At 52.6% G+C, this 12,265-nt stretch carries 10 protein-coding genes; 7 read left to right on the top strand and 3 right to left on the bottom strand.

All coding sequences use genetic code 11. The annotated features are described in order from the left end of the window. Positions 1-123 precede the first annotated feature (123 nt). Entirely contained in the window at positions 124-666 is a 543-nt protein-coding gene (zapC, locus tag ABVN44_RS10280) for a cell division protein ZapC (protein WP_001220671.1), read from the top strand. On the opposite strand, the gene ABVN44_RS10275 is transcribed toward zapC, so the two are convergent. Beyond that, positions 663-1,772 (bottom strand): YcbX family protein, encoded by a 1,110-nt coding sequence (locus ABVN44_RS10275; protein ID WP_045340691.1) that lies wholly within the window; start codon positions 1,770-1,772, stop codon positions 663-665. The two genes, zapC and ABVN44_RS10275, sit on opposite strands and share 4 nt — an antisense overlap. Before the next feature lie 98 nt (positions 1,773-1,870). Here ABVN44_RS10275 and rlmKL point away from each other — a divergent pair, with 98 nt between their 5' ends. The 6 genes from rlmKL to rmf all read left to right on the top strand — a co-directional run bounded on the left by rlmKL (position 1,871) and on the right by rmf (position 9,795). After that, the gene (gene rlmKL / locus ABVN44_RS10270; RefSeq protein WP_001086485.1) at positions 1,871-3,979 is read left to right on the top strand and encodes a bifunctional 23S rRNA (guanine(2069)-N(7))-methyltransferase RlmK/23S rRNA (guanine(2445)-N(2))-methyltransferase RlmL; all 2,109 of its coding nucleotides are present in this window, start codon (positions 1,871-1,873) and stop codon (positions 3,977-3,979) included. 12 nt (positions 3,980-3,991) lie between these two features. Beyond that, on the top strand, positions 3,992-5,899 hold the full coding sequence (locus ABVN44_RS10265) for an ABC transporter ATP-binding protein (RefSeq protein WP_000053044.1): 1,908 nt from the start codon (positions 3,992-3,994) through the stop codon (positions 5,897-5,899). A gap of 14 nt (positions 5,900-5,913) precedes the next feature. Then, on the top strand, positions 5,914-7,167 hold the full coding sequence (pqiA, locus tag ABVN44_RS10260) for a membrane integrity-associated transporter subunit PqiA (RefSeq protein ID WP_000333153.1): 1,254 nt from the start codon (positions 5,914-5,916) through the stop codon (positions 7,165-7,167). Between the two features lie 4 nt (positions 7,168-7,171). Continuing rightward, on the top strand, positions 7,172-8,812 hold the full coding sequence (pqiB, locus tag ABVN44_RS10255) for an intermembrane transport protein PqiB (protein ID WP_000433414.1): 1,641 nt from the start codon (positions 7,172-7,174) through the stop codon (positions 8,810-8,812). Next, the gene (gene pqiC / locus ABVN44_RS10250) at positions 8,809-9,372 is read left to right on the top strand and encodes a membrane integrity-associated transporter subunit PqiC (RefSeq protein ID WP_000759136.1); all 564 of its coding nucleotides are present in this window, start codon (positions 8,809-8,811) and stop codon (positions 9,370-9,372) included. The genes pqiB and pqiC overlap by 4 nt, the downstream gene beginning before the upstream one ends. Positions 9,373-9,627: 255 nt before the next feature. Next, the gene (gene rmf, locus ABVN44_RS10245; RefSeq protein ID WP_001537784.1) at positions 9,628-9,795 is read left to right on the top strand and encodes a ribosome modulation factor; all 168 of its coding nucleotides are present in this window, start codon (positions 9,628-9,630) and stop codon (positions 9,793-9,795) included. Between the two features lie 99 nt (positions 9,796-9,894). On the opposite strand, the gene fabA is transcribed toward rmf, so the two are convergent. Both fabA and ABVN44_RS10235 read right to left on the bottom strand, forming a co-directional pair. Next, the gene (gene fabA, locus ABVN44_RS10240; protein ID WP_000227928.1) at positions 9,895-10,413 is read right to left on the bottom strand and encodes a bifunctional 3-hydroxydecanoyl-ACP dehydratase/trans-2-decenoyl-ACP isomerase; all 519 of its coding nucleotides are present in this window, start codon (positions 10,411-10,413) and stop codon (positions 9,895-9,897) included. 68 nt (positions 10,414-10,481) lie between these two features. Further along, positions 10,482-12,242 (bottom strand): Lon protease family protein, encoded by a 1,761-nt coding sequence (locus tag ABVN44_RS10235; RefSeq protein WP_000156448.1) that lies wholly within the window; start codon positions 12,240-12,242, stop codon positions 10,482-10,484. Positions 12,243-12,265: the final 23 nt, after the last annotated feature.

Raw genomic sequence — 12,265 nt, 5'->3', positions numbered from 1 at the left:
TGGTTGTTTTATATTTCTCCACTGTTGCTTATTTAGACATTTTAGGCTTTTATTATTGGGGTAATAAACGAAGCGGCAAAAGGACAATGCTGTTACGAGTTGCTTAAAAGCGGGAGAGAGGTAATGCGAATTAAACCTGACGATAACTGGCGCTGGTATTATGATGAAGAGCACGATCGTATGATGCTCGATCTCGCCAATGGTATGCTTTTTCGCTCGCGCTTCTCTCGTAAAATGCTTACGCCGGACGCGTTTTGCCCGACCGGTTTTTGTGTGGATGATGCCGCGCTCTATTTTTCCTTTGAAGAAAAATGCCGGGATTTCGAATTAACCAAAGAGCAACGCGCGGAGTTGGTGTTGAATGCGCTGGTGGCGATTCGCTATCTCAAACCGCAGATGCCAAAAAGCTGGCATTTTGTAGCGCATGGCGAAATGTGGACCCCAGGAACGGGTGATGCCGCAAGCGTCTGGTTAAGCGATACGGCGGAACAGGTTAATTTGCTGGTCGTTGAGCCGGGAGAAAATGCCGCGTTGTGTCTGCTGGCCCAGCCGGGTGTGGTGATAGCAGGCCGAACCATGCAGCTTGGCGATGCGATTAAAATTATGAACGACAGGCTGAAACCGCAGGTTCACTGTCACAGTTTCAGCCTTGAACAAGCGGTTTAATTTTCCAGTCGTAACGCGGTCTTAGGCACGCAGCTACAGCTCAGAATCGTACCATCGTCACCCATAGCCGATTTTTTCAGCGGACTTACTTCGCCTTCCAGCAAACGTATCCGGCAGCAACCACAGATACCAGCCCGGCAAGAATACGGAATACGAATCCCCTGATTCTCCAACTGTTCCAGTAGTACCTGTTGATTATTCCCGCAGAAGGTTTGCCCCTGCCAGTCGATGGTTACACTCGCGTCCGGGTGTTTATCTGGCGTAACGCTGTCGTCGACCGTTGTGGCGCCATAAGCTTTTGCCGGAGCTGTCGCCAGAATCTCCACTTCATCGCCGACGCGAACGACGCCGCTATTGCGGGCAATCAGATTCTGACCGAAATCCACATCGCCATTGTCCTGGGCGGTACGAAAAGCTTGCAGTGTCGCCAGCGGTTCGCCGGAAGGATGTTTTTGCCCCTTTTCAGGGCTGACGGTCGTAAAAATACAGCGGCTACAGGGCTTCACGACGTCAAAAATCACATCGCCAATGCGAAGCACTTTCCAGCTATCTTCCTCCCAGGCCGTTACGCCGGAAACCACTAAGTTTGGGCGAAATTGTTCCATTTGTACGCCTGCCGGACAGCGCTGTTGCAGATCGCGCAGCGAGGCTTCGTTGGTCAATAAATACGGGTAGCCATCGGCAAATCCCAGCGGCACCGCGTTATGCCGTTTAACCCGGCGCGTCAACTGCGGCCCAACCCAGCGCAACTGGACATCGCGGGAGAAAAAGCCGCTCAACCATTGATTAATCGCCGTCGGGGCGACGCGAGCGGTAAAATGGTTTCCCCAGACCTCGGTCGGCGCATCCTGCGGGGTGAAATCCGTAAAGCGAACCAGCGCGCTACTGCCGTCTGGCGCGGTCAAATGGAGGCCGTCGTGTAAGGGAGAAGGGGTAAAACGTACCATTTGTGGAAACTGGCGGGCGGTAATAAATGTGCCGTCAGGCTCGGTCACCATGAAGATGCGATCAAAAGCCAGGCCGCTGATATCTGCCAGCGCATGAGTCAGACCAATGCCGCGCATGGATTTGACCGGATGAATAAAGAGCCGTGATAACGTCGCCACCGTACAGTCCCTCAAATGAAAATAAGCCTTCAACTTTATGACATGGGCGTGAGATTAGCTATAATGCGCAACAATTTTCTTAGCGTAAAAGTGACAATATGAATTCTCTGTTTGCCAGTACGGCCCGCGGGCTGGAAGAGCTGTTAAAAACTGAACTGGAAAAACTGGGCGCCGTAGGGTGTCAGGTTGTTCAGGGTGGGGTCCATTTTCAGGGCGACACGCGGCTTATTTACCAGAGCCTGATGTGGAGCCGCCTGGCCTCGCGTATTATCCTGCCGATGGGTGAGTGCAAGGTCTACAGCGATCTCGATCTTTACCTCGGCGTTCAGGCGATAAACTGGACAGAGATTTTTAATCCTGGCGCGACGTTTGCGGTGCATTTCAGCGGCCTGAACGACACCATCCGTAATAGTCAGTATGGCGCGATGAAAGTTAAAGACGCGATTGTCGATGCGTTTACGCGGAAAAATCTTCCGCGTCCAAATGTGGACCGTGAATCGCCGGACCTCCGTATTAACGTCTGGCTGAATAAAGAAACTGCCAGCATTGCGCTGGATCTCAGTGGTGATGGCCTGCACCTGCGCGGTTATCGCGATCGCACCGGGCTGGCGCCAATTAAAGAGACGCTGGCGGCAGCGATTGTTATGCGTTCCGGCTGGCAGCCAGGTACGCCGCTGCTCGACCCTATGTGTGGTTCGGGGACACTGTTGATTGAGGCCGCGATGTGGGCGACCGATCGCGCGCCGGGACTGCACCGTGGTCACTGGGGATTTAGCGGCTGGGCGCAGCATGACGAAACTATCTGGCAGGAAGTGAAAGCCGAAGCGCAGACCCGGGCGCGTAAGGGGCTGGCGGAGTATTCCTCTCATTTCTACGGTTCCGACAGCGATGCGCGCGTCATTGAGCGGGCGCGCAGCAACGCCCGTCGCGCCGGTATCGGGGAGCTTATCACCTTTGAAGTGAAAGATGTGGCGCAACTGAGTAATCCATTGCCGAAAGGCCCGTATGGTACGGTGATCAGTAACCCGCCTTACGGCGAACGTCTGGACAGCGAACCGGCGCTGATTGCGTTGCACAGCCTGCTGGGCCGTACCATGAAAAATCAGTTTGGCGGCTGGAACCTGTCGCTGTTCAGCGCTTCGCCCGATTTGCTGGGCAGCCTGCAATTACGTGCCGACAAACAGTTTAAAGCCAAGAATGGCCCGCTGGACTGCGTGCAGAAAAACTATCATATTGCGGAAACCACGGCGGACAGTAAACCGGCGACGGTGGCGGAAGATTACGCTAACCGCCTGCGTAAAAATCTTAAAAAGCTGGAGAAATGGGCGCGCCAGGAAGGGATTGAATGCTATCGCTTGTATGATGCCGACCTGCCGGAATATAACGTGGCGGTAGACCGTTACGGCGACTGGGCGGTGATTCAGGAATATGCGCCGCCGAAAACGGTGGATGCGCAAAAAGCGCGGCAGCGTCTGTTCGATATTATTGCGGCAACCTTGTCAGTGCTCGGTATTCCGCCGAATAAACTGGTGTTAAAAACCCGTGAACGGCAAAAAGGAAAAAACCAGTATCAGAAAATGAGCGAGAAGGGCGAGTTCCTTGAGGTCAGCGAATATAATGCGCGCTTATGGGTAAATCTGACGGATTATCTCGACACCGGTCTGTTCCTCGATCACCGTATTGCCCGCAGAATGCTGGGAGAAATGAGCAAAGGCAAAGATTTCCTGAACCTCTTTTCTTATACCGGCAGCGCCAGCGTACATGCGGGTCTGGGCGGCGCGCGCAGCACCACAACGGTGGATATGTCCCGTACCTATCTGGAGTGGGCCGAACGTAATTTGCGTCTGAACGGACTGAGCGGCCGCGCGCATCGCCTGATTCAGGCCGACTGCCTGGGCTGGCTGCGCGAGGCGAATGAACAGTTCGATTTGATCTTTATCGATCCGCCGACGTTCTCTAACTCAAAACGTATGGAAGAGTCGTTTGATGTTCAGCGCGATCATGTCGCGTTAATGAAAGATTTAAAACGCCTGCTGCGTAAAGGCGGCACCATCATGTTCTCAAATAATAAGCGCGGATTCCGTATGGATCTGGAAGGGCTGGCGGAACTGGGGCTTACCGCACAAGAAATTACGCAAAAAACGCTCTCCCCGGATTTTGCCCGTAACCGTCAGATTCATAACTGCTGGCTGATCCGCGCCGCCTGAAAGGAAAAGTAAATGTCATTAATCAGTATGCATGGCGCATGGCTGTCGTTCAGCGACGCGCCGCTTCTCGATAACGCAGAGTTGCATATCGAAGATAACGAACGCGTCTGTCTGGTGGGGCGTAACGGCGCCGGGAAATCCACCTTGATGAAGATCCTCAACCGCGAACAGGGTCTGGACGATGGGCGTATTATTTATGAGCAGGATCTGATCGTCGCGCGTCTGCAACAGGACCCGCCCCGTAATATTGCGGGCAGCGTCTATGACTTTGTCGCCGAAGGTATCGAAGAACAAGCGGAATACCTCAAGCGCTATCATGAGATTTCCCGTCTGGTGATGACCGATCCCAGCGAGAAAAACCTCAATGAAATGGCGCGCGTACAGGAACAGCTCGATCATCATAATCTTTGGCAGCTGGAAAACCGTATTAATGAAGTGCTGGCGCAGCTTGGACTCGATCCTAACGCCGCGCTGTCGTCGCTCTCCGGCGGCTGGCTGCGTAAAGCCGCGCTGGGTCGGGCGCTGGTCAGCAATCCGCGCGTATTGTTACTGGATGAACCGACTAACCATCTGGATATCGAAACTATCGACTGGCTGGAAGGGTTTCTGAAAACCTTTAACGGAACGATTATTTTTATCTCTCACGATCGTTCGTTTATTCGCAATATGGCAACCCGCATTGTCGATCTCGATCGTGGCAAACTGGTCACCTATCCGGGAAATTACGATCAATACCTGCTGGAGAAAGAAGAAGCGCTGCGCGTAGAAGAATTACAAAACGCGGAATTTGATCGCAAACTGGCGCAGGAAGAAGTCTGGATTCGCCAGGGTATCAAGGCGCGCCGCACCCGTAATGAAGGGCGCGTGCGGGCGTTAAAAGCGATGCGTCGTGAACGCAGCGAGCGCCGGGAAGTGATGGGCACGGCGAAGATGCAGGTCGAAGAGGCGACGCGCTCCGGTAAAATCGTTTTTGAGATGGAAAACGTCGATTACCAGGTAGAAGGAAAACAACTGGTAAAAGATTTCTCCGCTCAGGTACAGCGCGGCGACAAGATTGCGTTAATTGGCCCGAACGGCTGCGGTAAAACCACGCTACTGAAACTGATGCTGGGACAGCTTCAGGCTGACAGCGGGCGCATCCACGTAGGAACGAAGCTGGAAGTCGCCTACTTCGATCAGCATCGCGCCGAACTGGATCCGGAAAAAACCGTGATGGATAACCTTGCGGAAGGCAAGCAAGAGGTGATGGTAAACGGTAAGCCGCGCCATGTACTGGGCTATTTGCAGGACTTCCTGTTTCACCCCAAACGGGCGATGACACCCGTCCGCGCGCTTTCCGGCGGCGAACGTAACCGTCTGCTGCTGGCACGACTGTTCCTCAAGCCGAGCAATCTTTTAATTCTCGATGAACCAACGAACGATCTTGACGTCGAAACGCTGGAACTATTAGAAGAATTAATTGATGGCTATCAGGGCACGGTACTACTGGTCAGCCACGATCGGCAATTTGTCGATAATACCGTGACGGAATGCTGGATTTTCGAGGGCGGCGGCAAAATCGGACGTTATATCGGCGGCTACCATGATGCGCGTGCGCAGCAAGAGCAGCATCTGGCGACGAAACAGCCGATGGCGAAAAAAAATGAGGAAGTTATTGCCCCTAAAGCAGAAATTGTAAAACGTGGCAGTAGCAAACTAAGCTATAAACTGCAGCGCGAGCTGGAGCAGTTACCCGGTCAGCTTGAAGACCTGGAAGCGAAGCTGGAAGCGCTACAGGCGCAGGTTGCGGATGCGGCCTTTTTTAGCCAACCCCATGAGCAAACGCAGAAAGTTCTGGCCGATTTAAGTCAGGCGGAGCAAGAACTTGAGCAAGCCTTCGAACGTTGGGAGTATCTTGAAGGCCTGAAAAACGGGGCATAACGAAAGGAGCGCCTATGTGTGAACATCACCATGCTGCGAAGCACATATTGTGCCCGCAATGCGACATGCTGGTGGCTTTACCCCGCCTCTCGCATGGGCAAAAAGCAGCATGTCCACGATGCGGCGCAACGTTAACGACCGAGTGGGACGCGCCCCGGCAGCGTCCTACCGCCTATGCGTTAGCGGCACTATTTATGTTGCTGCTTTCTAACCTTTTTCCCTTCGTGAATATGAATGTCGCGGGCGTCACCAGCGAAGTCACGCTTCTGGAAATCCCCGGCGTCATGTTTTCTGAAGATTACGCCAGCCTCGGCACGTTCTTTTTGTTATTTGTCCAACTGGTGCCGGCATTTTGCCTGGTGACCATTCTATTACTTGTCAACCGCGCCAGTCTGCCGTTGTCGGTAAAAAAAACGCTGGCAAGGATCTTTTTCCTCCTCAAATCGTGGGGAATGGCGGAAATATTTCTCGCCGGGGTGTTGGTCAGTTTTGTTAAGCTGATGGCCTACGGCGATATCGGCATCGGCAGCAGTTTTATTCCCTGGTGCTTATTTTGTCTCGTTCAACTGCGGGCGTTCCAGTGTGTCGATCGCCGCTGGTTGTGGGATGATATCGCCCCGCAGCCTGTACTGGCGCAGCCGTTAACGCCGGGGATTACCGGTATCCGGCAGTCTTTGCGTTCTTGCGCCTGCTGTACGGCGATCCTGCCTGCGGAGAGTCTCGTCTGTCCGCGTTGCCATACGAAAGGCTATGTCCGGCGTAAAAACAGTTTGCAGTGGACGCTGGCGTTATTATTTACCTCGATCATGCTTTATCTGCCCGCCAATATTTTGCCGATTATGATTACCGACTTACTGGGCTCGAAAATGCCGTCGACCATTCTGGCTGGCGTGATTTTGCTGTGGAGCGAGGGGTCTTATCCGGTGGCGGCGGTTATCTTTCTCGCCAGTATTATGGTGCCGACGCTAAAAATGATCGCCATTGCCTGGCTTTGTTGGGATGCGAAAGGCCACGGTAAGCGCGACAGTGAACGGATGCATTTTATTTATGAAGTAGTGGAGTTTGTGGGGCGCTGGTCAATGATTGATGTCTTTGTCATTGCCGTACTCTCTGCGCTGGTGCGCATGGGAGGGTTAATGAATATTTATCCTGCGATGGGTGCGTTGATGTTTGCTTTAGTCGTCATAATGACAATGTTTTCTGCGATGACCTTTGATCCGCGTCTGTCGTGGGATCGTGAATACGAACCAGGCCATGAGGAGTCCTGATAGCATGGAACCTAAAAAAGGGGAAGCCAAAGTACAAAAGGTGAAAAATTGGTCGCCTGTCTGGATATTCCCGATTGTTACTGCGCTTATCGGAGCCTGGATTCTGTTTTATCACTACAGCCACCAGGGACCGGAAGTTACCTTAATTACCACCAATGCGGAAGGCATTGAAGGCGGAAAAACGACGATCAAAAGTCGCAGCGTGGATGTTGGCGTGGTTGAAAGCGCGACGCTGACTGACGATCTGACCCATGTACAAATCAAAGCGCGGCTTCATTCCGGTATGGAGAAGTTGCTGCATAAAGACTCGGTATTTTGGGTCGTAAAACCGCAGGTGGGGCGTGAAGGCATCAGCGGGCTTGGGACGCTGCTATCAGGCGCGTATATTGAACTACAACCAGGAAGTAAGGGCAGTCAGCCGGAAAGCTATCAGCTTCTTGACTCACCGCCGTTGGCGCCGCCCGATGCCAAAGGTATTCGTGTGATTCTGGACAGCAAAAAGGCCGGTCAGCTCAGTCCTGGCGATCCCGTTCTGTTCCGGGGTTATCGGGTAGGATCCGTTGAAACCAGCTCTTTCGATCCGCAAAAACGGACAATGAGTTATCAGTTGTTCATTAAGGCGCCAAACGATCGATTGGTCACCAGTAATGTCCGATTCTGGAAAGATAGCGGTATCGCTGTGGATCTGACATCGGCGGGAATGCGCGTGGAAATGGGATCGTTGACGACGTTGTTTGGCGGCGGCGTGAGTTTTGATGTGCCGGAAGGACTTGAGCAGGGGCAACCCGTCGCCGAAAAAACGGCGTTTAATCTCTACGACGATCAAAAAAGTATTCAGGATTCGCTGTATACCGATCATATCGATTACCTGATGTTCTTTAAAGATTCGGTGCGCGGATTACAACCCGGCGCGCCGCTGGAGTTCCGCGGTATTCGTCTGGGGACGGTAAGCAAAGTGCCTTTCTTTGCGTCTAAAATGCGCCAGGTATTTAACGACGATTACCGTATTCCTGTGCTGGTGCGCATTGAACCGGAGCGTCTGAAAGCGCAACTGGGAGAAAATGCGGATGTTGGCGCGCATTTGACGGAACTGCTTAAGCGCGGTTTACGCGCTTCGCTTAAAACCGGTAACCTGGTGACCGGGGCGCTGTATGTCGATCTGGATTTTTATCCTAAGGAGCCGCCGATCACCGGGCTACGCGAATTTGATGGTTATGAAATTATTCCCACCGTCAGCAGCGGCCTGGCGCAAATTCAACAGCGACTGGTGGAAACGTTGGATAAGATCAACAACCTGCCGCTGAATCCGATGATTGAACAAGCGACTAATACGCTGTCTGAAAGCCAGCGTACTATGCGTCGGCTGCAAACCACGCTGGATAATATGAACAAGATTACCTCCAGTCAGTCGATGCAGCAGCTTCCGGCAGATATGCAAACGACGTTACGCGAACTTAACCGCAGTATGCAAGGCTTCCAGCCTGGATCGGCGGCGTATAACAAAATGGTGGCGGATATGCAGCGTCTCGATCAGGTGCTTCGTGAGTTACAACCGGTGTTGAAAACTCTGAACGAGAAGAGCAACGCGCTGGTATTTGAAGCGAAGGATAAAAAAGATCCTGAGCCTAAGAGGGCGAAACAATGAAAAAATGGCTAGTCGTGATAATGGCGTTCTGGCTGGCGTCATGTAGCTCCGGCGGAGAGAATAAAAGCTATTATCAGCTCCCGATAGCGCAAAGCGGTGTGCAAAGCACCGCAAGCCAGGGCAACCGTCTCTTATGGGTAGAGCAGGTTTCCGTACCTGACTATCTGGCAGGTAACGGCGTGGTGTATCAAACCAGTGATGTCCAGTATGTGATTGCCAATAACAATCTGTGGGCCAGCCCGCTGGACCAGCAATTACGTAACACGCTGGTGGCGAATCTTAGCGCCCGGCTTCCTGGCTGGGTCGTCGCTTCCCAGCCGTTGGGAACCACCCAGGATACGTTAAACGTTACCGTAACCGGATTCCATGGACGTTACGATGGTAAGGTTATCGTCAGCGGGGAGTGGTTATTAAACCACAACGGACAACTGATTAAGCGGCCTTTCCATATCGAAGCCAGCCAGCAGAAAGATGGCTATGATGAGATGGTCAAAGTACTGGCAAGCGCATGGAGTCAGGAAGCAGCCGCTATCGCAGATGAGATAAAGCGCCTTCCCTGAGATAAAAGTAATGTAAATTTAACCGCTTCAGGTCGTGCGCCTGAGGCGGTTTTTTTATTTTTGACGCCGGAAAAATAGTTGTTATGGCTCACATTTTTTGTACAAATGATTTACCGTATAGCTCACAAATATGACATTGGTGTGAATTTTGCGCATTGACGGGCGATCCATTTAGAGGTATTCGTGTAGTGTGATTGCACATTTTGTAATCACTGTTTTCTTTTCCACCAGATACAAATATGAGGGAAACGAGGCATGAAGAGACAAAAACGAGATCGCCTGGAACGGGCACATCAACGTGGATATCAGGCCGGCATCGCCGGACGATCAAAAGAAATGTGTCCCTATCAGACGCTGAATCAACGGTCATACTGGTTGGGAGGTTGGCGACAAGCCATGGAGGACAGGGCGGTAATGGCCTGATTCTGTCTCTTTAGGAAAAGAAACCTCCGCAGTGCGGAGGTTTCGCCTTTATTGGTTTTGCAAGCATGATACCGATAGCGCGGAATATCAATTCAACACTTAGAACGCGGAAGTATCCTGGAACAAACCGACTTTCAAATCGTGTGCGGTATAGATCAGACGACCATCCACCAGAACCTCACCGTCCGCCAGACCCATGATCAGGCGACGGTTTACGATACGTTTGAAATGAATGCGATAGGTGACTTTCCTGGCTGTCGGCAGAACCTGGCCGGTAAATTTCACTTCGCCCACGCCCAGAGCGCGGCCTTTGCCTTCGCCGCCCAACCAGCCCAGGTAGAATCCCACCAATTGCCACATAGCATCCAGACCCAGACAACCGGGCATCACCGGATCGCCGATAAAGTGGCATCCGAAGAACCATAGATCCGGATTGATATCCAGCTCGGCTTCGACATAGCCTTTGTCGAAATTGCCGCCCGTTTCGGTCATCTTAACGACGCGGTCCATCATCAGCATGTTCGGCGCAGGGAGTTGCGGCCCTTTAGCGCCAAACAGTTCACCACGACCAGAGGCAAGAAGGTCTTCTTTTGTATAGGATTCGCGTTTATCTACCATGTTTTATGTAAACCTTATTTTATTGAAGCACGCAGGATAGCTAACACGTGTACGCTGAACAAGTCCGATCAGTTCGGAATAAAAGCGTTCAGCCAACGTAATGGCCACGGGAAACGATGACGGCCTTCCTGTTGCGTCGCCTGCGCGATACGCTCCTGGATAGTCTGCATCAACGTCGTTTGACCTTCGCCATCCCACACCAGATTTAACAGTAGCGGTAAGGCGTCGGTCACGTCGTCTACCGCCCAGATAGTGAACTTCTCTTCTTTAACCGCTTGCAGCAGTTCAGATTTAAGACTGAGATGGCGGACATTGGCTGCAGGGATAATCACGCCCTGTTTACCGTTTAATTCCCGCTGCTCGCAGATGGCGAAGAAACCTTCAATTTTTTCGTTTAGCCCACCCACCGGTTGCGCGCGACCAAACTGATCGACCGAGCCGGTAATCGCAATGTTTTGATTCACCGGCACATTGGCCAGCGCGCTGATGAGCGCACATAATTCCGCCATTGAGGCGCTATCGCCATCCACTTCGCTGTAGGACTGCTCAAAGGTTAACGAGGCAGAGAAGGGAATTTGTTGCTCCAGCTGCAACTCCGACATCAGGAAGGCCTGCATAATCATCATTCCCTTAGCGTGGATATTCCCGCCAAGTTCGGCCTTGCGCTCAATATCGTTAAATTCGCCATCGCCGATATGCACAACACAGCTAATTCGCGACGGTTCGCCAAAGGCGCGCGGATGCCCGGGAAACTCAATGACGGAAAGCGCATTGATTTGTCCAACGCGTTCGCCTTCGGTTTCAATCAGGATCTGCTCTTGCAGAATCTCATCCTGCATCCGCTCCGCCAGAAAGCCTTCTCGCCATTCGCGTCGGGCAAGCATCAGGCTGAGCGCTTCTGCGCCGCAGGTATCGCCTTCGCATAAAGGCGACGCCTCCTTAAACTGGCGGGCTATCCACAGTGGGCAAAGAGGCAGCGTATCCTGTTCGCCGGTATAGCGCACAGCCTCGCGTATCAGAACGGGCCAGGCGTCCGGAGCCGGAGGGGGCAAATTATCGCGTAAAGCGATACGCGTCACCCATTGACACCACAGGGTCATAGCTTCTGCGTCCGCTATCTGTAAATTGTCTTCAAATTCACTGTAGATAGCCTGTTCCGCGAGCTCCGGTTCCATCTCCTGAAAATCAGCCAGTGATTCACGTTCGCCAACCAGAATCACCTTCAGTTTGAGCGGCATTGATGGCACGGAGACCGGTAATGGACGCGACTCGTCAAAGGCCACCCAGTCAAAACGCTCGCGGCTAACGATGGCTTTCAGACGCATCCACAGTAACGGCTGCGCCAGAAGGGTTCGTAAGGAAATAATCAGCACGCCGCCGTTCGCCTGATGAACCAGTCCCGGCTGCAGGATAATGTCGCCGTTATACTGCCGCAGGCAACCAAAGAGCTGTTCGGCTTCGACCCAGTCCGCGCTGACGACTTGTGTGACGGTGGCAAAGTTGTCTTGCGCATTCTGCGCGGCGCGGTAATGAACAGTATGCCCGGAAACGTCATAATGTCCGCCGGTTAATTGTCCGGCATCGGTTTGCAGAGCGCGGACGGCATCTGAAAGTAAAGTGAGATACTCTTGCTCTTCAGGCGCTTTAGTCAGCATAAAAGAGGATGATGCCCACGGCTGTATAAGTTGCTCAAGCGCAAATTGCAGTCGTGGCTGAGTATCACTGAGTAAGGTGTCGTTTTCGTCAGTCGCGTGTGGCTGTGCAAATATCTCCTGATAGCTTTCGCTATCCGGAACCAGATCACGCCATGCAAGTTTCGTAATGGTCAAAGTTGAGGTTTTTTAGTCTGTTG

The sequence above is a fragment of the Salmonella sp. SJTUF15570 genome, from assembly GCF_043357055.1.
Classification (GTDB): domain Bacteria; phylum Pseudomonadota; class Gammaproteobacteria; order Enterobacterales; family Enterobacteriaceae; genus Salmonella; species Salmonella enterica.
The sequence above is the reverse complement of the archived record's forward strand: the minus strand, read 5'-3'. Positions and strand labels throughout refer to the sequence as shown.

Coding starts and splice junctions, on each gene's coding strand:
- zapC (WP_001220671.1), top strand. CDS start 124: ATGCGAATTAAACCTGACGATAACTGGCGCTGGTATTATGATGAAGAG.
- rlmKL (WP_001086485.1), top strand. CDS start 1,871: ATGAATTCTCTGTTTGCCAGTACGGCCCGCGGGCTGGAAGAGCTGTTA.
- ABVN44_RS10265 (WP_000053044.1), top strand. CDS start 3,992: ATGTCATTAATCAGTATGCATGGCGCATGGCTGTCGTTCAGCGACGCG.
- pqiA (WP_000333153.1), top strand. CDS start 5,914: ATGTGTGAACATCACCATGCTGCGAAGCACATATTGTGCCCGCAATGC.
- pqiB (WP_000433414.1), top strand. CDS start 7,172: ATGGAACCTAAAAAAGGGGAAGCCAAAGTACAAAAGGTGAAAAATTGG.
- pqiC (WP_000759136.1), top strand. CDS start 8,809: ATGAAAAAATGGCTAGTCGTGATAATGGCGTTCTGGCTGGCGTCATGT.
- rmf (WP_001537784.1), top strand. CDS start 9,628: ATGAAGAGACAAAAACGAGATCGCCTGGAACGGGCACATCAACGTGGA.
- fabA (WP_000227928.1), bottom strand. CDS start 10,413: ATGGTAGATAAACGCGAATCCTATACAAAAGAAGACCTTCTTGCCTCT.